The organism is Allochromatium vinosum DSM 180 (assembly GCF_000025485.1).
Classification (GTDB): domain Bacteria; phylum Pseudomonadota; class Gammaproteobacteria; order Chromatiales; family Chromatiaceae; genus Thermochromatium; species Thermochromatium vinosum.
The window spans coordinates 2,659,265-2,675,949 of sequence record NC_013851.1 but is presented as its reverse complement, the minus strand read 5'-3'; the positions used below and the strand labels follow the sequence as shown (position 1 = coordinate 2,675,949).

The window sequence follows — 16,685 nt, the reverse complement described above, 5'->3', positions numbered from 1 at the left end:
CATGCTGCAACCGAAACGCACCAAATTCAGAAAGCAACACAAGGGCCGCAACCGCGGTCTGGCCCAGAGCGGTAACCGGGTGAGCTTCGGCGAGTTCGGTCTCAAGGCAACCGAGCGCGGTCGTCTTACCGCACGCCAGATCGAGGCCGCCCGTCGTGCCATCTCCCGTAGCGTCAAGCGCGGCGGTAAGATCTGGATCCGGGTGTTCCCGGATAAGCCGATCTCCAAAAAGCCGCTCGAAGTGCGTATGGGTAAGGGTAAGGGTAACGTCGAGTACTGGGTCGCCCTGATTCAGCCGGGCAGCATGCTCTACGAGATCGAGGGTGTCAGCGAAGAAGTCGCGCGCGAAGCCTTCAAGCTGGCCTCGGCCAAGCTGCCGGTGCAGACCACCTTTGAAAAGCGGACGATTCTGTGATGAAGGCCAACGAGCTTAGAACCAACAGCGCCCAAGAGCTTCAGACACAGTTGATGGAGCTGCTGCGCGAGCAATTCAATCTGCGTATGCAGCGGGGCACCGGTCAGTTGTCCAAGCCTTCGCGCATGAAGGCCGTGCGCCGGGACATCGCCCGGATCAAGACCATCATGGCCGAGCAGAAGGCGGGCGGGAAATCATGAGCGACGAGAACGAGATCAAGACCAATCGGACACTCGAAGGGCGCGTGAGCAGCAGCGCCATGGACAAGACCATCACGGTCGTGATCGAGCGCCGTGTCAAGCACCCGCTCTATGGTAAATTCATGCGCCGCTCGACCAAGATCCACGCGCATGACGAGACCAACAGCTGCAACGTCGGCGATCTGGTGCGGGTCGAGCAGTGCCGTCCGCTCTCCAAGACCAAGACCTGGCGTCTGATCGAGATCCTCGAAAAGGCGCGCTGAGCGGCATTTGCCAGTCTCGCGTACTTCCGGCCCGGCGCTTGCGGTGCGGCCGGCGCGGTCATTTCGCGGAGCCATCGGTCCATTCCCGGATCAGCAACGAGCTTTTTAGGTAAAAGACAATGATTCAGATGCAGACCAATCTGAGCGTCGCCGACAACAGCGGCGCCAAGAGCGTGATGTGCATCAAGGTGCTCGGCGGGTCGCATCGTCGCTACGCGGGCATCGGCGATGTCATCAAGGTCACCGTCAAGGACGCCATCCCACGCGGCAAGGTCAAGAAGGGCGATGTGTACAATGCGGTCGTGGTTCGCACCCGTCATGGCGTGCGCCGCCCCGACGGTTCGCTGATCCGTTTCGACGGCAACGCCGCCGTGCTCTTGAACAACCAGCTTCAACCCATCGGCACCCGTATCTTCGGGCCTGTCACGCGCGAGCTGCGCGGCGAGCGTTTCATGAAGATCATCTCGCTGGCGCCGGAAGTGCTCTGAGGAGACGATAGTCATGAGAAAGATCAAGAAGGGTGATGACGTCATGGTCATCGCCGGCAAGGACAAGGGCAAGCGCGGCACGGTGCTCAAGGTAGTCGACGAGAATCACGTCGTCGTCGAGAACATCAACATCGCCCGCAAGCACCAGAAAGGCAATCCGCAAGCCGGAGCGCCGGGCGGCATCATCGACAAGGCGATGCCGATCCACGTCTCCAATGTCGGGCTCTACAACCCGATCAAGGGTGCGGCCGACCGAGTCGGCTTCAAGACCCTGGAAGACGGGCGCAAGGTGCGTGTGTTCAAGTCCAACGACGAAGTCGTCGACGTCTGACCGGGTGAAGCGAGATGTCCAGATTACAGACTGAATACAAAGAGCGCATCGTTCCTCAGCTCAAGGAGCATTTCGGCTACCAGAGCGTGATGCAGGTGCCCAAGATCGAGAAGATCACACTCAACATGGGCGTGGGCGAGGCCGTGGCCGACAAGAAGGTCATGGACAATGCCGTCGCCGATCTGCGCGCCATCGCCGGTCAGCAGCCGATCGTGACCTACGCCCGCAAATCGGTCGCCGGGTTCAAGATCCGCGAAGGCTGGCCGATCGGCTGCAAGGTCACGCTGCGTCGCGAGCGCATGTACGAGTTCCTCGATCGCCTGATCAGTGTCTCGATCCCGCGTATCCGCGACTTCCGCGGTCTGAGTGCCAAGTCCTTCGATGGCCGCGGCAACTATTCCATGGGCGTGCGTGAGCAGATCATGTTCCCCGAGATCGATTACGACAAGATCGATGCGCTGCGCGGACTCGACATCACCATTACGACCACGGCGCGGACGGACGAAGAAGGACGTGCCCTGCTCGCGGCCTTCAATTTTCCGTTCCGAACCTAAGGTAGAGCCCCATGGCGAAGAAGAGCATGATTGCGCGCGACCGCAAGCGCACCGAGATCGCAGCCCAGTTCAGCGCTAAGCGCGCGGCCCTCAAGGCCGTAATCAATGATCGCAGCGCGAGTTCCGAGCAGATCGACGAAGCGCTGGCGAAGCTGCAGAAGCTGCCGCGCGATGCCGGCCCGACGCGCCAGCAGCGTCGCTGCCGCGTCAGCGGTCGTCCGCACGCGGTCTATCGCAAGTTCGGCCTGTCGCGCAACAAGCTGCGCGAGGCCGTGATGCGCGGGGACGTCCCCGGCGTCGTCAAGGCGAGCTGGTAAGTTCAGCCACACGTTTTTCAACCTACCGGGTATCGCGTCGCAACGACGGCCTGACCCACGGAGAAGCCAATGAGTATGTCGGATCCGATTGCGGATATGCTGACACGCATCCGCAACGGCCAGCAGCGCGGTAAGATCACGATCGTGATGCCGTCTTCAAAGCAGAAAGTCGCCATCGCGAATCTGCTTAAAGAAGAAGGCTACATCGCCGACGCCATGGTCGAAGCCAAGGGTGGCAAGCCCGAGCTGGTCATCAAGCTCAAGTATTATCGCGGCAAGCCCGTGATCGAGTTCCTCAAGCGCGTTTCGCGCCCCGGACTGCGCATCTATCGCGGCAAGGACGAGCTGCCCAAGGTCTGGGCCGGGCTCGGCATCGCCATCGTCTCCACCTCCAAGGGTCTGATGACCGACCGCGCGGCCCGTCAGGCCGGACACGGCGGCGAGATCATCGCCTACGTCGCTTAAGGGGAGACTACGATGTCACGTGTTGCAAAAGCTCCCATCAAGCTGCCCAAGGGCGTCACCGTCGAGATCAGCGGTCAGGACGTCAAGGTCAAGGGTCCGAAAGGCGCCCTGGACTGGTGTGTCCATCCGACCGTTCGCGTCTGCGAAGAGAACGGCGAGATCCGGGTCGCGCCCGCCGAGGGCCAGACCGAAGCCTGGGCCATGGCCGGCACCACCCGTGCGCTGCTCAACAACATGGTCACCGGCTGCGGCGCCGGCTTCACGCGCAAGCTGACCCTGGTCGGCGTCGGTTATCGCGCGCAGGCCAAGGGCGACGTGCTCAACCTCAGCCTGGGCTTCTCACATCCGGTCGACTATCCGGTGCCGAAGGGCATCACGATCGAGACCCCCAGTCAGACCGAGATCCTGGTGTCGGGCGCCGACAAGCAGCAGGTCGGTCAGGTCGCCTCCGAGATCCGGGCTTATCGTCCGCCGGAGCCGTACAAGGGCAAGGGTGTTCGTTACGCGGACGAGAACGTCCTGCGTAAGGAAGCCAAGAAGAAATAAGGGGTCTCAACGATGGACAAGAAACAGGCTCGCCTGCGTCGTGCGACGCGGGCCCGCGCCAAAATTCGCGAGCTTGGCGCCTACCGGCTGTGCGTGCATCGCACGCCGCGCCACACCTATGCCCAGATCATCGCGCCCGGCGAGACCGGCGACCGCGTGCTCGCCAGTGCCTCGACCGTCGAGAAGGCGCTGGCCGAGCAGATCACGGGCAACAAGGCCAACATCGCCGCTGCCACCGTCATCGGCAAGGCAATCGCCGAGCGCGCTCTGGCCGCTGGTGTCGAGACAGTCGCCTTCGACCGTTCCGGCTTCCGTTATCACGGCCGTCTCAAGGCGCTGGCGGATGCCGCGCGTGAAGGCGGATTGAAATTCTAGGGGAGCGAGCAATGGCAAACTTCAATCCAAAAGTGGAAGGCGACGATCTCCTCGAAAAGCTGGTGGCGGTCAATCGTGTCGCCAAGGTGGTCAAGGGTGGCCGTCAGTTCGGTTTCGCCGCCCTGACTGTGGTCGGCGACGGCAAGGGCCGGGTCGGCTTCGGTCGCGGCAAGGCGCGTGAGGTGCCGATCGCGATCCAGAAGGCGATGGAGAACGCGCGCAAGAACATGATCGAGGTCAAGCTCAACGGCTCGACCCTGCAATATCCCTTGCAGGGCAAGCACGGTGCGGCCAAGGTCTTCATGCAGCCGGCCTCCGAGGGTACCGGAATCATCGCCGGCGGCGCCATGCGTGCCGTGTTCGAGGTGCTGGGCGTGCAGAACGTGCTCGCCAAGTGCATCGGCACCAACAACCCGATCAACGTCGTGCGCGCCACCGTCAATGGTCTGCGCGCCATGAGCGATCCGGCGACCGTTGCCGCCAAGCGCGGCAAGAGCGTCGAAGAGATCCTGGGGTAAGCGATGTCCGACAAGAAAATGATGAAGGTCAAGCTGGTGCGCAGCGTGCACGGGCGCCTCAAGCGTCATCAGGCCTGCGTGCGCGGTCTGGGGCTGCGTCGCATGCACCAGGTCGTCGAGGTCGAGGATACGCCCTGTACGCGCGGCATGGTCAACGCCGTGCAGTACATGGTCAAGGTCGTGGAGGAAGCCTGAGATGAAACTCAATGATCTGCGGCCCGATCCGGGCAGCCGTCCCTCCGCCAAGCGCGTCGGTCGCGGTATCGGCAGCGGCCTAGGCAAGACCTGCGGTCGCGGCCACAAGGGTCAGAAGGCCCGTGCCGGCGGTTTCCACAAGGTCGGCTTCGAGGGCGGTCAGATGCCCTTGCAGCGCCGTCTGCCCAAGGTCGGCTTCCGTTCGCGCAAGTCGCTGGAGAAGGACGAGGTGCGTCTGACCGAGCTGAACCTGGTCGAGGGCGATGTCGTCGACCTAGAGACGCTCAGAGCAGCCGGTCTGATCAATCGCGTCGTCAAGAGCGCCAAGATCATCGCCTCCGGCGAGGTCACGCGCGCCCTGACCATCCGTGGTCTGGGCGTGACCAAGGGCGCGCGCGCCGCGATCGAGGCCGCCGGCGGCACGATCGAAGACTAACCCAAGGGTTTGAGACGGATGGCTAAAAACGCTGGATCCATGGCTGGGGCGCTCGGCGGGATGGGGCAGTTGACCGAGTTGCGTCGGCGTCTGATGTTCCTGTTGGGGGCCTTGCTCGTCTATCGCATCGGTACCTTCATCCCGGTTCCGGGTGTGAATCCGGAGGCGCTGGCCATCCTCTTCGACCAGAACCAGGGTTCCATCCTGGACATGTTCAACATGTTCTCGGGTGGCGCTCTGGAGCGCGCGAGTCTGTTCGCACTCGGCGTCATGCCCTACATCTCCGCCTCCATCATCGTGCAGTTGATGACGGCGGTGGTGCCTCAGCTTGAGCAGCTGAAGAAAGAGGGCGAGGCCGGGCGGCGCAAGATCACCCAGTACACCCGCTACGGCACGGTGTTCCTGGCGACCTTCCAGGCCATCGGTATCTCGATGGCACTGCAAGGGCAGACGGCCGGCGGCTCGGCGCTGGTGGCACACTCGGGCGTGGGCTTCGTGTTCACGGCGACCGTATCGCTGGTGACGGGTACTATGTTCCTGATGTGGCTCGGCGAGCAGATCACCGAGCGCGGCATCGGCAACGGCATCTCGATGATCATCTTTGGCGGTATCGTCGCCGGTCTTCCAGCTGCGCTCGGCGGCACGCTGGAGCTGGCGCGCACCGGTGAGATGAACGCACTGGCCGTCCTGGCGCTGTTTGCCATGGCGCTGGCCGTGACCGCCTTCGTGGTCTTCGTCGAGCGCGGTCAGCGGCGTATCACGGTGAACTATGCACGCCGCCAGCAGGGGCGCAAGATGATGCAGGCACAGAGCACGCACCTGCCGCTCAAGCTCAACATGGCCGGTGTGATTCCGCCGATCTTCGCCTCCAGCATCATCCTGTTTCCGGGCACGCTCGGTCAGTGGTTCGGCAGCAGCGAGGATCTGCGCTGGATCGCGGACATCACGTCCAAGCTCGCGCCCGGTGAGCCGGTGTATGTGCTGCTTTATGCCTCGGCGATCATCTTCTTCTGTTTCTTCTACACCGCGTTGGTCTTCAACGCCAAGGAAACAGCGGACAACCTGAAGCGCTCGGGTGCCTTCATTCCGGGCATCCGTCCGGGCGAGCAGACGGCCCGGTACATCGATGGCGTCATGACCCGGCTGACCGCCGCCGGTGCCATCTACATCACCGCCGTCTGTCTGCTGCCGGAGTTCCTGATCGTCGGCTACAACGTGCCCTTCTACTTCGGCGGTACCTCGCTGCTGATCGTGGTGGTCGTGGTCATGGACTTCATGGCCCAGGTGCAGGCGCATCTGATGTCGCATCAGTACGAAGGGCTGATGAAGAAGGCCAATCTGAAGGCTCCGGGCGGCGGACTGCTGCGCTGAAGCCGTCAACAAATCTTGGTAGACCGCGTCCAGCGCGGCGACCGTCCGGAGTCGCTCTCGGACGGTCGGTTCATTGCAAACACCGCCTGTCGTACGTGGACGCGGTTCAGGAGACAAAACATGAAAGTGCGTGCATCCGTCAAAAAGCTGTGCAGAAACTGCCGAATCATTCGGCGCAATGGTTCGGTGCGTGTGATCTGTTCCGATCCGCGTCACAAGCAGCGCCAGGGTTGATCGATCCTTGGTTGACCTGAACAAACTGTTTGATATACTGCGCGGTTTACCCGCTGAGCATTTAGGACTAAGGGGTTCGTAAACATGGCCCGTATCGCCGGCGTCAACATCCCAGATAAAAAACACGCCGTGATCGCGTTGACCGCGATCTATGGCATTGGTCGTACCCGTGCGGGTCTGATTTGCGATGCAGCGGGTATCGCGCGTACCACCAAGGTGCAGAGCCTCACGGAAGAAGAAGTCGACAAGCTGCGTAATGAGGTCGCGAAGTATTCGGTCGAGGGCGATCTGCGGCGCGAGGTGTCGATGAACATCAAGCGGCTGATGGATCTCGGCTGCTACCGGGGCATCCGTCACCGTCGCGGGTTGCCGCTGCGCGGTCAGCGCACCCGTACCAACGCCCGGACCCGCAAGGGGCCGCGTCGCCCGATCAAACGCTAAGCGCTCGCGCTCGGCCAGATGAGCTGGATTACGTCGAATGGCTAAACCGATTCGCAACACGAAGAAGAAAATCAAGAAGCAGGTCGCGGACGGGGTCGCCCACGTCCATGCCTCCTTCAACAACACTATCATTACCATCACCGACCGGCAGGGCAATGCCCTGGCCTGGGCGACCTCCGGCGGCTCGGGTTTCCGCGGCTCGCGCAAGAGCACGCCCTTTGCCGCACAGGTCGCCGCCGACAAGGCTGGTCAAGCCGCGAAGGAGTACGGTCTGCGCAACCTGGATGTCAACGTCAAGGGGCCGGGACCGGGACGCGAGTCCGCCGTGCGCGCGCTCAACAATGCCGGTTTCAAGATCACCAGCATCACCGACGTGACGCCCATCCCGCACAACGGCTGCCGCCCGCCCAAGAAGCGGCGCGTCTGACGGTCCGACAGTTCAACAGGAAGACACATGGCACGTTACATAGGCCCGACCTGCAAGCTGGCGCGGCGCGAGGGTGTAGACCTTTCGCTCAAGAGCCGCGCGCGTTCGCTCGATACCAAATGTAAGCTGGAGAAGCAGCCCGGTCAGACGACCGACCGTCGCCGCCGCCTCTCCGACTATGGCGTGCAGCTGCGCGAGAAGCAGAAGGTGCGCCGTATCTACGGTGTGCTTGAGCGCCAGTTCCGCAATTACTACAAAAAGGCGGCTCAGTCCAAGGGCGCGACCGGTGAAAACCTGTTGCAGATCCTCGAGCGCCGACTCGACAACGTCGTCTACCGGATGGGCTTTGGTGCCACCCGGGCCGAGGCGCGTCAGCTCGTCAGTCACAAGGGCATCCTGGTCAACGGCCGTATCGTCAACATCGCCTCCTATCAGGTGAATGCTGACGACCACGTCGAAGTCCGCGAAGCGGCCAAGAAGCAGGTGCGCGTACAGAACGCCATGGCGCTGGCCGAGCAGTACGGCTTCCCGGATTGGGTCGAGGTCGACAGCAAGGGTCTGAAGGGTGTCTTCAAGCGCATCCCGGACCGTTCGGATCTGCCAGCCGACATCAATGAATCCCTGATCGTCGAGCTGTACTCCAAGTAAGGAGCACCCTGAGAGGCACTGAATGACTGACGCTATTGGCGAATTTCTCAAACCGCGCATCGTCAAAGTCGAGCAGGTCGACGGCAACCCGTGTCACTCGCGGGTCTCGCTGGAGCCGCTCGAGCGCGGTTTCGGCCACACGCTCGGCAACGCGCTGCGGCGGATCTTGCTGTCGTCGATGGACGGGTACGCCGTAACGGAAGTCGAGATCCAGGGCGTATTGCACGAGTACACCACGCTGGAGGGTGTGCAGGAGGATGTGCTCGAAATCCTGCTCAACTTCAAACAGCTTGCCATTGTGCTCCAGGGCAAGGACGAGGCAACCTTTGCGCTGAGCAAACGCGGTCCGGGACCGGTGACAGCCGCCGACATCGCCATCGATCATACGGCTGAGATCGCCAACCCCGAGCTGGTGATCGCCAACCTGACGACCGGTGGCGAGCTGAGCATGACGCTGACCGTGCGTCGCGGTCGCGGCTATGAGCCGGCGAGCCAGCGCGAGCTCGAGGGCGCCGAGGATCGGCCGATCGGCAAGCTGCCGATCGACGCCTCCTTCAGTCCGGTGCGGCGCGTGGCCATCGAAGTGCAATCGGCGCGTGTCGAACAGCGCACCGACCTCGACCGGCTGGTGATCGATCTGGAGACCAACGGCACCATCGATCCGAAAGAGACCATCCAGCGCGCGGCCACTATCCTGCGCGATCAGCTGTCGAGCTTCGTGGCGCTGGAAGGCACGGCGCCGGCCGAGACCCAGGTCCAGGAGTCGCGCGACGAGTCGCCTTACGATCCGATCCTGCTGCGTCCGGTCGACGACCTGGAGCTGACGGTGCGTTCGGCCAACTGCCTCAAGGCCGAGAACATCTATCTGATCGGCGACCTGATCCAGCGCACCGAGGTCGAGCTGCTCAAGACGCCCAACCTGGGCAAGAAGTCGCTCACCGAGATCAAGGACGTGCTGGCCACGCGCGGGCTGTCATTGGGCATGCGTCTCGAGAACTGGCCGCCCGAGAACATCGCCGAACTCAGTATTCGCTAAGGCCGGCGTGCGGATCCGGCATCAGGATCCGCACCGGCCGACCCACGCCATCTAACGATTTAACGATTATTTCGGGATCAGGACCATGCGTCACCGCAAAGCCGGAAGGCAACTGAATCGCACCAGCTCACACCGCGAGGCCATGTTCCGCAACATGGCTTCCTCGCTCTTCCGTCACGAGCTGATCAAGACCACACTGCCCAAGGCCAAGGAACTGCGTCGCGTCGCCGAGCCCTTGATCACCCTGGCCAAGACCGACTCCGTTCACACGCGCCGTCTGGCGTTCTCGCGTCTGCGCGACAAGGAAGCGGTCGGCAAGCTGTTCGTCGAGCTGGGACCGCGTTATCAGGGCCGTCCGGGCGGTTATCTGCGTATCCTCAAGTGCGGCTATCGTCACAGCGACGCCGCGCCCATGGCCTATGTCGAGCTGGTCGACCGTCCGGCGACGGCTGTGGCAGTCGAGGACGACGAGGATTGAGGTGCGTCCTGTCTGGAGTGGGGGACTCGGTAGAATGAGTCGACCCGGTTCCAGGATGCCTTAAAAAGCCGGGCTCGTGCTCGGCTTTTTTGTGTCTGCTCGAAACGCCTCTGGCTTCGATCCAGCGAGATCCGATTCATGTCTGCTCAGCCTGCTATCGACCGTATTCTGCTCGCCACGGACTTTGGCGCGGATCTTTATGTTGGGCAGATGCAGGCGCGTCTGCATGCGCTCGCGCCCGGTGTCCCCTGCGTGGGCCTCATGCAGGATCTGCCGCCTTTCAGGCCGGATCTGGCCGCTTATCTGCTCCCGGCGCTGTTGCGCGATCTGCCGCGCGACTCGCTCGTGCTCTGTGTCGTCGATCCGGGAGTTGGCGGTGAGCGTGCCGGATTGCTGGTCCGGGCCGATGGTCACTGGTTGATCGGGCCGGACAATGGGTTGTTTGCGCTGGTGGCACGGCGTGCCGGTGATGGGGCTGTGTGGCGGATCGGTTGGCAGCCGGAGCGGATGTCGGCGAGCTTCCACGGACGCGACTGGTTCGCGCCGGCCGCCGCGCGGCTGGTTCTGAGTGAGGATCTGGAGCTGACGCTACTGGCACCGGCTGACCTGGTCGGTGCCTACTGGCCGGACGAACGCGCGACCATCGTCTATGTCGACCATTTCGGCAATCTGATGACGGGCGTGCGTGCGTCCGGTGTTGGTGCCAAGGCTGTGTTGCGGGTTCGGGGGCAGCCGCTGCCCCGTGCCCGGACCTTCTGCGAGGTCGAGCCGGGACAGGCGTTCTGGTATGAGAACGCCCTAGGTTTGATCGAGATCGCGGTCAATCAGGGGCGTGCCGATCGGCAGCTTGCGCTGAGGGTGGGCGATTCGGTCGAATGTGGCTGATGGGGTAGGGCTTGACGCTCTCTCGCCCCTGACCAAGTAGAGAGCAGACGGTTTTGCAGTGAGAGAGCACAGCCTTCGGAGGGCTGTACTCTGCTCGAAACCTCTCAGTCCGCGTCCGGCTTGGCATGCTCGCGTGCGCGCCGTGTCAGCGGCGCATGGCCGGCCTCTTGCGCCTTGGCGCTCGTGGGCACGCGCCGTTTGCCGATGTTCTTGCGGTCGCGCAGACGCTCCTTCTTGCGCGGTTTCTCTTCCGCGGCGGCTGTGGACTTGCGCTTGCCGCTCGTCGCGGCCGGCTTGCTCGGTTTGTTGCGCTTTGTCGGTCCCTTGAAGCTGGCCTTGAGTCCTTCAATCTCGCGCGGCTCGAAGGTCAGGTTGAGATAGCGCGCGATGCTTTCCATCCGATTCCATTCGGGCGGGCCGACCAGCGAGATGGCCACGCCCGCCTCACCCGCGCGTCCGGTGCGTCCGGTACGATGCAGATAGTCGTCCCCCCGGCGCGGCAGGTCGAAATTGAACACCCGCTGCACGCCCGGTACATCAATGCCGCGCGCCGCCAGGTCGGTCGCGATGAGCGTATTCACACGCCCGCTGTGCAGCAGGCCCATGACGCGGTTGCGCTCACGTTGATCGAGTTCGCCATGCAGCACGGCAACCCGCTGCTGTTGGCCTTGGAGGAAGTTGCCCAGCGCCACGGCCCCCTCGCGGGTGTTGGTGAAGATCAGGGCCTTTTCATAGGTCTCATGGCGCAGCAACCACAGCAGTTGCTGTTGTTTGTGTTCCAGCCCATCGCTCAGCAACATGCAATGCGCGATGTCCGGATGCTGTTGGCGGACCGGATCGACATCGACCCGCTGCGGATCGCGCAGCAGACGCTCGGTGATCTGACTCAGACCCCGCTGCTCAAGCGTCGCCGAGAACAGCAGCGACTGGCGCTCGGGACGGCTGTAACGGATGATCGCCAGCACGTCGTCGGCAAAGCCCATGTCGAGCATGCGGTCGGCCTCGTCGAGCACGAGGAACTCCAGGTCGCGCAGGTTTGCCTGACCCGTCTCCAGGAATTCGAGCAGGCGTCCCGGTGTGGCCACCAGGATCTCGGGATTTTTGCGCAGGGTCGCGATCTGATGGGCTTTGGACTCGCCGCCGGTGATGACGCCGCTGGTCAGGCGCGTGTAGCTTCCCAGGCGCATGAAATGGATATGGATCTGACGCGCCAGCTCGCGGGTCGGCACCAGGATCAGGGCGCGGGTGCTGCCATCGTGGCGCGGCACGTCGATGAAGCGCTGCATGATCGGCAGCAGGAAGGCCGCCGTCTTGCCTGAGCCGGTGGCCGCTGAGACCAGCAGGTCGACGCCGTCCATCGCCAGCGGGATCACCTGGGCCTGGACCGGGGTCGGGGTCGTATAGCCTTCGTTGGCCAAACCGCGCATGAGCGCGTCGGGAAGGAGGAATTCAGAGAAGTGTGTGTTCATGGGATGAAACATACCACCAAAGCGACGGTCGGGGTGCGAAATCCTGCACGATGGAGGTGACAGGGTGGCGCTTTGCGATTACAATGCCTGACTCTTAAGGCTGAGTGGCAGAGTGGTTATGCAGCGGCCTGCAAAGCCGTGTACCTCGGTTCGATTCCGGGCTCAGCCTCCATTTTTACTTGTCGCCATATTGGCGGCATTGCTGTTCATCCCCTTCGCCGCCCAAGCCAGTGAACGTATCCTGCGTGTCGTCGGCGACGAAAACTACCCCCCATATCTCTTTCTCAACGCCGACGGTCGTGAAGACGGCTTTCTCGTCGATCTCTGGCGACTCTGGGAACGCAAGACCGGCATCCGGGTCGAGCTGAAATCAGCCCAGTGGGACGAAGCGCAACGCATCCTGCTGCGCGGCGAGGCCGATGTCATCGAAGACATCTTCAAAACCCCGGCTCGCGAACCATTCTACGATTTCTCCGAACCCTATGCCGATCTGCCGGTCGCGATCTATCGCCACGTCTCGATCGGCGGCCTGACCAACCTGAATGCGCTGAGCGGCTTCCAGGTGGGCGTGATGCAGGGCGATGCCTGTATCGAATATCTCAAGGGGCGGGGTATCGATTTGCTCGTCGCATACCCGAACTATACCCAGATGATCCAGGCCGCCAAGGCGCATGACATCAAGGTCTTCTGCCTCGACGAGTATCCCGCTAATTTCTATCTCTACCAGCAGCAGGCGCATCGGCAGTTCGTCAAGGCCTTTGAGCTCTATCGAGGACAGTTCCGCCGGGCCGTGCGCAAAGGCGATCAGGCGACATTGCGCTTGGTCGAGCGGGGCATGGCGAGCATCTCCGCCGCCGAGATGGAGGCGTTGCGCCGCAAGTGGCTGAACGAGCCGATCGATTACGCCTTTTATGTCACACATGCGCTCGAAACGATCGCTGTGATGGCCCTGGTGCTTGCTGTGCTCGGCGTTTGGGTCTGGTCGCTGCGCCGTGCCGTGACGGTACGCACGGCCGAGTATGCGCGCGCCGAGCGTGCTTTGCGTGAGCGCGAGTGGCAGCTGCGTTCGGTGGGCGACAACCTTCCAAACGGTGTCGTCTTCCAATACGAAGTCATGGATGGTTGCCCCAGGTTCCGCTACATCAGCGCGGGTGTCGAGCGAACGCTCGGCTACAGGCCCGAGCAGATGACTCATGATGCAGGACCGCTCTTTGCGCTGATGTCGCCCGCTGTGTTGAAGGAATACACCAAGGCCGAGGCCAAAAGCGCTGAGACGCTCAGCGATTTTTCAGGGTTGCTGCCATTCGACCTGCCGGATGGGCGGCAACGCTGGCTTCTGGTCCACTCGCGCCCGCGCCGAACCGCAGAGGGCGCCGTGATCTGGGACGGCGTGGCTCTTGATGTCACCGACCAGCGGGAGGCTGAAGCGCGACTGATAGAGAGTGAGCAGCGTTTCCGCCGGCTCTTCGAGCAGAGCAAGCAGGCCATCACGCTGATCGAGGATGGATGTTTCGTCGATGCCAATCAGGCTGCTCTCGACATGCTGCGGCTGGAGAGCCGCGAGCAGTTCCTGGGACTCAAGCCATCGGATATCTCGCCCGAATACCAGCCGGATGGGCGCCTGAGCGCGGAGAAGGCGCAGGAGCTGCTCCATGTGGCTCGGGAGTCAGGATCGAGCCGCTTTGAGTGGGAACACGTGCGGGCCGATGGCGAACACTTTTTCGCCGATGTATTGCTGACCCCCATGGTCTTTGGTGAGTGTCAGCAGATACACGTCGTCTGGCAGGACATCACCGAGAAGAAGCATGCCGAAGCGGAACTCGCACGCTACCAGCGCGAACTCGAATCCCTGGTCGAGCAGCGTACGTCCGAGTTGCGCCACAGCAACGAACGCCTGGCGCATACGCAGTTTGCGATGGATCGGGTGGGTATCGGCATCTCCTGGAACAGCGTCGACACCGGGCATTTTCTCTATGTCAACGACGAACTCTGCCGTCAGCTCGGCTACACCTACGAAGAGCTCTTGTCACTGACAGTCAGTGACGTCAACCACGAATATCCGCCAGCGGCCGTGCGTCAGGTGGCCGACGAGCTGCGTGGGAGTTCGCGCTGTCTGCGGCTCGAGACTCGGCATTGGCGCAAGGATGGCTCCACCTACCCGGTTTCCACCACCATCTACCTGCACCAGGCTCCTGGCGAGGAGTGGTTCATCGCCTTTTTCGAGGACATCACGGCGCGCAAGCTTGTGGAGGCGGAGCTGTTGCGGGCCAAGGAGCAGGCGGAGGAGGCGACGCAGGCCAAGTCGAATTTTCTGGCCAACATGAGCCACGAGATCCGCACGCCGATGAACGCGATCATTGGCATGGCGCACCTGGCGTTGCAGACGCCGCTGGACGCGCGCCAGCGCGACTACATCGAGAAGGTGCACCGCTCGGCCGAGGCGCTGCTGGGGATTCTCAACGACATTCTGGACTTCTCCAAGATCGAGGCGGGCCGGCTCGACATCGAGCAGATCGATTTTCGGCTGGAGGACGTGATGGACAACCTGGCGAACCTGGTGGGACTGAAGGCCGAGGATAAGGGGCTGGAGCTAATGTTCGACCTGCCGCCCGAGGTTCCGACGGCGTTGATCGGTGATGCGCTGCGCCTGGGGCAGATTCTGACCAACCTGGGCAACAACGCGGTGAAGTTCACCGAGCCGGGTGGCGAGATACTGATTGGCGTGCGGGTGGAGGCCGAGGGGGCGGATTGGGTATGTCTGGGGTTTGAGGTGCGCGACACCGGGATCGGGATGACGCCGGAGCAGTGCGGACGGTTGTTTGAATCCTTCAGCCAGGCCGACATGTCGACGACGCGCCGCTACGGGGGCACGGGTCTGGGGCTGGCGATCTGCAAGTATCTGACAGAGCTGATGGGCGGCGAGATCGGTGTGGAGAGCGAACCGGGTGCGGGTACCTGCTTTCGGTTCAGCGTCCGGCTCGGGCGCCAGCGCGCGGCGCCGGAAGGCGCGTTGCATGTGGCGCGTGAGCTGCTGCCGCTGCGCGTGCTGGTGGTTGACGACAACGCCAGTGCGCGCGCGATCCTGACGCATATGCTCCAGCAGCTCGGGTTCGGCGCCGAGGCGGTCAGCAGCGGCGCGGAGGCGATCGCGCGGCTGCGCGCCGTCGAGACGCAGGCGCCGTTCGATCTGATGCTGCTGGACTGGAAGATGCCGGGACTCGATGGCGTGCAGACCATCCGCGCTCTGCGGGCCGAGGCGGCGGTCAGCCAGGTGCCGGCGCTGATCATGATCACGGCCTATGGACGCGAGGGGGTACGCCAGGCCAGCGCCGATCTGGGCGTGGCCGGCTTTTTGACCAAGCCGGTGGCTCCCTCGGCCCTGCTCAACACCCTCATGCACGCCATCGGCCACGAGGTCTCGGAACTGACGCGCGCGGCCAGCCGTCAGGAGGCCGCCAGCGAAGCCTGTGCCCGTCTGCGCGGCGCCCATGTGCTGCTGGTCGAGGACAACGAACTCAATCAGGAACTGGCGCTGGAGCTGCTGGTGAGCAACGGGCTGAGTGTCGAGATCGCCGCCAATGGCCAGGAAGCGCTCGACCGGCTCGCCGGTGAATCGCGCTTCGACGGCGTGCTCATGGACTGCCAGATGCCGGTGATGGACGGCTATACGGCCACGCGCGCCATCCGCCGGCGCCCGGAACTGGCCGGACTGCCGGTGATCGCCATGACCGCCAACGTCATGAGCGGCGATCGCGAGAAAGCGCTTGCGGCCGGCATGAACGATCACATCGGCAAGCCGATCAATGTGCGCGATATGTTCACCACCATGGCCAAGTGGATCCGACCCGCGCATCTGAAGACCGTGCCGGTGGTGGTCGAGACCTGGTCGGCCGACGTGGCGGACGGAGAGACCGGCGTACTGCCCGAACTGCCGGGGATCGACGTCCAGACCGGGTTGGCCATCAGTCAGAATAACCCTCGGCTCTATCGCAAGCTGTTGCGCCGCTTCCGCGACAGTCAGGGTGACTTCGCCGCGAGCTTCGAGGCCGCGCGGCGCGATCCGGATCCCGAGGCGGCCGTGCGCCGCGCCCACACACTCAAGGGTGTGGCCGGTAATATCGCGGCCCATGACGTCCAGGCGGCGGCTCAGGCGCTGGAGGCGGCCTGTCAGGCGGGCGAGTCCGATGAGCGCCTCGATGGACTGTTGGCCGAGACCCTGGCTTGCCTGGAACCCGTGCTGGCTGGGTTGGCACGGATCGATGGCGCCGAGTCGCTCGCGGCTGACGCGCGTCCTGTCGAGCCTGTCGGTTCCGTGGTCGATCGCGAAGCCCTGGAGTCGCTGTTGGCGCGGATGCGCGCTTTGCTGGCTGAAGACGATACCGAGTCCGTCGAGCTGCTCGATCCGCTGGAGTCGGTCTTGACCGGAACTGCCCATATGGACACCCTGGCGCGCCTCCGAGGCGTGATCGAGGACTATGCCTTCGAGGATGCCTTGGCGGTCCTGGCGGAACTGCAAGCGGCGCTCGACGCCTCGAACGCGTGAGGGCATCGGCTGAGAGTGGGACTCGCGCCCGTTCGTCCCCATCTGGATGA

The 16,685-nt window shown here is 63.2% G+C and carries 23 protein-coding genes and 1 tRNA gene; 23 read left to right on the top strand and 1 reads right to left on the bottom strand.

Annotation, left to right across the window (positions count from 1 at the left end):
* Nucleotide 1: 1 nt before the first annotated feature.
* The 21 genes from rplP (at nt 2) to ALVIN_RS11645 (ending at nt 10,623) form a co-directional block, all read left to right on the top strand.
* Complete coding sequence (gene rplP / locus ALVIN_RS11740; RefSeq protein WP_012971545.1) at nt 2-415, top strand: 50S ribosomal protein L16; 414 nt, start codon at nt 2-4, stop codon at nt 413-415.
* A complete protein-coding gene (gene rpmC, locus ALVIN_RS11735; protein WP_012971544.1) occupies nt 415-615 on the top strand; it encodes a 50S ribosomal protein L29 in 201 nt (66 codons plus the stop codon). Before rplP ends, rpmC begins: the two co-directional genes overlap by 1 nt.
* Nucleotides 612-878: a 30S ribosomal protein S17 gene (gene rpsQ / locus ALVIN_RS11730; protein ID WP_012971543.1), complete on the top strand. Its 267-nt coding sequence runs from the start codon at nt 612-614 to the stop codon at nt 876-878. Before rpmC ends, rpsQ begins: the two co-directional genes overlap by 4 nt.
* 119 nt (nt 879-997) lie before the next feature.
* Nucleotides 998-1,366, top strand: coding sequence for a 50S ribosomal protein L14 (rplN, locus tag ALVIN_RS11725; protein ID WP_012971542.1), 369 nt, complete (start codon nt 998-1,000; stop codon nt 1,364-1,366).
* Between the two features lie 13 nt (nt 1,367-1,379).
* Nucleotides 1,380-1,697: a 50S ribosomal protein L24 gene (gene rplX / locus ALVIN_RS11720; protein WP_012971541.1), complete on the top strand. Its 318-nt coding sequence runs from the start codon at nt 1,380-1,382 to the stop codon at nt 1,695-1,697.
* A 14-nt stretch (nt 1,698-1,711) separates the two neighbouring features.
* Entirely contained in the window at nt 1,712-2,251 is a 540-nt protein-coding gene (gene rplE / locus ALVIN_RS11715; protein ID WP_012971540.1) for a 50S ribosomal protein L5, read from the top strand.
* A gap of 11 nt (nt 2,252-2,262) precedes the next feature.
* Nucleotides 2,263-2,568 carry a 30S ribosomal protein S14 gene (gene rpsN, locus ALVIN_RS11710; RefSeq protein ID WP_012971539.1) on the top strand — a complete coding sequence of 102 codons (306 nt, stop codon included), beginning with the start codon at nt 2,263-2,265 and terminating at the stop codon, nt 2,566-2,568.
* A 69-nt stretch (nt 2,569-2,637) separates the two neighbouring features.
* The gene (rpsH, locus tag ALVIN_RS11705) at nt 2,638-3,033 is read left to right on the top strand and encodes a 30S ribosomal protein S8 (protein WP_012971538.1); all 396 of its coding nucleotides are present in this window, start codon (nt 2,638-2,640) and stop codon (nt 3,031-3,033) included.
* 12 nt (nt 3,034-3,045) lie between these two features.
* On the top strand, nt 3,046-3,579 hold the full coding sequence (gene rplF, locus ALVIN_RS11700; RefSeq protein ID WP_012971537.1) for a 50S ribosomal protein L6: 534 nt from the start codon (nt 3,046-3,048) through the stop codon (nt 3,577-3,579).
* Between the two features lie 12 nt (nt 3,580-3,591).
* The gene (gene rplR / locus ALVIN_RS11695; protein WP_012971536.1) at nt 3,592-3,954 is read left to right on the top strand and encodes a 50S ribosomal protein L18; all 363 of its coding nucleotides are present in this window, start codon (nt 3,592-3,594) and stop codon (nt 3,952-3,954) included.
* 11 nt (nt 3,955-3,965) lie between these two features.
* Complete coding sequence (gene rpsE, locus ALVIN_RS11690) at nt 3,966-4,472, top strand: 30S ribosomal protein S5 (RefSeq protein ID WP_012971535.1); 507 nt, start codon at nt 3,966-3,968, stop codon at nt 4,470-4,472.
* 3 nt (nt 4,473-4,475) lie between these two features.
* On the top strand, nt 4,476-4,667 hold the full coding sequence (gene rpmD, locus ALVIN_RS11685) for a 50S ribosomal protein L30 (protein WP_012971534.1): 192 nt from the start codon (nt 4,476-4,478) through the stop codon (nt 4,665-4,667).
* A 1-nt stretch (nt 4,668) separates the two neighbouring features.
* Nucleotides 4,669-5,103, top strand: a complete 435-nt coding sequence (gene rplO / locus ALVIN_RS11680) for a 50S ribosomal protein L15 (protein WP_012971533.1) — start codon at nt 4,669-4,671, stop codon at nt 5,101-5,103.
* 18 nt (nt 5,104-5,121) lie between these two features.
* On the top strand, nt 5,122-6,474 hold the full coding sequence (gene secY / locus ALVIN_RS11675; protein ID WP_012971532.1) for a preprotein translocase subunit SecY: 1,353 nt from the start codon (nt 5,122-5,124) through the stop codon (nt 6,472-6,474).
* 120 nt (nt 6,475-6,594) lie between these two features.
* A complete protein-coding gene (gene rpmJ / locus ALVIN_RS17160) occupies nt 6,595-6,708 on the top strand; it encodes a 50S ribosomal protein L36 (protein ID WP_012971531.1) in 114 nt (37 codons plus the stop codon).
* An 84-nt stretch (nt 6,709-6,792) separates the two neighbouring features.
* Entirely contained in the window at nt 6,793-7,149 is a 357-nt protein-coding gene (gene rpsM, locus ALVIN_RS11670) for a 30S ribosomal protein S13 (protein WP_012971530.1), read from the top strand.
* Nucleotides 7,150-7,186: 37 nt separating this feature from the next.
* Complete coding sequence (rpsK, locus tag ALVIN_RS11665; RefSeq protein WP_012971529.1) at nt 7,187-7,576, top strand: 30S ribosomal protein S11; 390 nt, start codon at nt 7,187-7,189, stop codon at nt 7,574-7,576.
* 27 nt (nt 7,577-7,603) lie between these two features.
* Entirely contained in the window at nt 7,604-8,224 is a 621-nt protein-coding gene (gene rpsD / locus ALVIN_RS11660) for a 30S ribosomal protein S4 (protein ID WP_012971528.1), read from the top strand.
* Between the two features lie 22 nt (nt 8,225-8,246).
* Nucleotides 8,247-9,260, top strand: a complete 1,014-nt coding sequence (locus ALVIN_RS11655; protein ID WP_012971527.1) for a DNA-directed RNA polymerase subunit alpha — start codon at nt 8,247-8,249, stop codon at nt 9,258-9,260.
* An 85-nt stretch (nt 9,261-9,345) separates the two neighbouring features.
* Nucleotides 9,346-9,738, top strand: a complete 393-nt coding sequence (gene rplQ, locus ALVIN_RS11650) for a 50S ribosomal protein L17 (protein ID WP_012971526.1) — start codon at nt 9,346-9,348, stop codon at nt 9,736-9,738.
* A 138-nt stretch (nt 9,739-9,876) separates the two neighbouring features.
* The gene (locus ALVIN_RS11645) at nt 9,877-10,623 is read left to right on the top strand and encodes an SAM hydrolase/SAM-dependent halogenase family protein (protein ID WP_012971525.1); all 747 of its coding nucleotides are present in this window, start codon (nt 9,877-9,879) and stop codon (nt 10,621-10,623) included.
* A 104-nt stretch (nt 10,624-10,727) separates the two neighbouring features.
* On the opposite strand, the gene ALVIN_RS11640 is transcribed toward ALVIN_RS11645, so the two are convergent.
* Entirely contained in the window at nt 10,728-12,092 is a 1,365-nt protein-coding gene (locus ALVIN_RS11640; protein ID WP_012971524.1) for a DEAD/DEAH box helicase, read from the bottom strand.
* A 98-nt stretch (nt 12,093-12,190) separates the two neighbouring features.
* Between ALVIN_RS11640 and ALVIN_RS11635 the strand changes: the two genes are divergently transcribed.
* Together ALVIN_RS11635 and ALVIN_RS17830 are read left to right on the top strand one after the other, a co-directional pair.
* Nucleotides 12,191-12,264 (top strand) — tRNA-Cys (locus ALVIN_RS11635).
* A gap of 27 nt (nt 12,265-12,291) precedes the next feature.
* A complete protein-coding gene (locus tag ALVIN_RS17830; RefSeq protein ID WP_050750326.1) occupies nt 12,292-16,635 on the top strand; it encodes a response regulator in 4,344 nt (1,447 codons plus the stop codon).
* Nucleotides 16,636-16,685 lie beyond the last annotated feature (50 nt).

Bases quoted from the DNA above. Each gene is read 5' to 3' on its own strand.
- rplP (WP_012971545.1), top strand. From the start codon at position 2: ATGCTGCAACCGAAACGCACCAAATTCAGAAAGCAACACAAGGGCCGC.
- rpmC (WP_012971544.1), top strand. From the start codon at position 415: ATGAAGGCCAACGAGCTTAGAACCAACAGCGCCCAAGAGCTTCAGACA.
- rpsQ (WP_012971543.1), top strand. From the start codon at position 612: ATGAGCGACGAGAACGAGATCAAGACCAATCGGACACTCGAAGGGCGC.
- rplN (WP_012971542.1), top strand. From the start codon at position 998: ATGATTCAGATGCAGACCAATCTGAGCGTCGCCGACAACAGCGGCGCC.
- rplX (WP_012971541.1), top strand. From the start codon at position 1,380: ATGAGAAAGATCAAGAAGGGTGATGACGTCATGGTCATCGCCGGCAAG.
- rplE (WP_012971540.1), top strand. From the start codon at position 1,712: ATGTCCAGATTACAGACTGAATACAAAGAGCGCATCGTTCCTCAGCTC.
- rpsN (WP_012971539.1), top strand. From the start codon at position 2,263: ATGGCGAAGAAGAGCATGATTGCGCGCGACCGCAAGCGCACCGAGATC.
- rpsH (WP_012971538.1), top strand. From the start codon at position 2,638: ATGAGTATGTCGGATCCGATTGCGGATATGCTGACACGCATCCGCAAC.
- rplF (WP_012971537.1), top strand. From the start codon at position 3,046: ATGTCACGTGTTGCAAAAGCTCCCATCAAGCTGCCCAAGGGCGTCACC.
- rplR (WP_012971536.1), top strand. From the start codon at position 3,592: ATGGACAAGAAACAGGCTCGCCTGCGTCGTGCGACGCGGGCCCGCGCC.
- rpsE (WP_012971535.1), top strand. From the start codon at position 3,966: ATGGCAAACTTCAATCCAAAAGTGGAAGGCGACGATCTCCTCGAAAAG.
- rpmD (WP_012971534.1), top strand. From the start codon at position 4,476: ATGTCCGACAAGAAAATGATGAAGGTCAAGCTGGTGCGCAGCGTGCAC.
- rplO (WP_012971533.1), top strand. From the start codon at position 4,669: ATGAAACTCAATGATCTGCGGCCCGATCCGGGCAGCCGTCCCTCCGCC.
- secY (WP_012971532.1), top strand. From the start codon at position 5,122: ATGGCTAAAAACGCTGGATCCATGGCTGGGGCGCTCGGCGGGATGGGG.
- rpmJ (WP_012971531.1), top strand. From the start codon at position 6,595: ATGAAAGTGCGTGCATCCGTCAAAAAGCTGTGCAGAAACTGCCGAATC.
- rpsM (WP_012971530.1), top strand. From the start codon at position 6,793: ATGGCCCGTATCGCCGGCGTCAACATCCCAGATAAAAAACACGCCGTG.
- rpsK (WP_012971529.1), top strand. From the start codon at position 7,187: ATGGCTAAACCGATTCGCAACACGAAGAAGAAAATCAAGAAGCAGGTC.
- rpsD (WP_012971528.1), top strand. From the start codon at position 7,604: ATGGCACGTTACATAGGCCCGACCTGCAAGCTGGCGCGGCGCGAGGGT.
- ALVIN_RS11655 (WP_012971527.1), top strand. From the start codon at position 8,247: ATGACTGACGCTATTGGCGAATTTCTCAAACCGCGCATCGTCAAAGTC.
- rplQ (WP_012971526.1), top strand. From the start codon at position 9,346: ATGCGTCACCGCAAAGCCGGAAGGCAACTGAATCGCACCAGCTCACAC.
- ALVIN_RS11645 (WP_012971525.1), top strand. From the start codon at position 9,877: ATGTCTGCTCAGCCTGCTATCGACCGTATTCTGCTCGCCACGGACTTT.
- ALVIN_RS11640 (WP_012971524.1), bottom strand. From the start codon at position 12,092: ATGAACACACACTTCTCTGAATTCCTCCTTCCCGACGCGCTCATGCGC.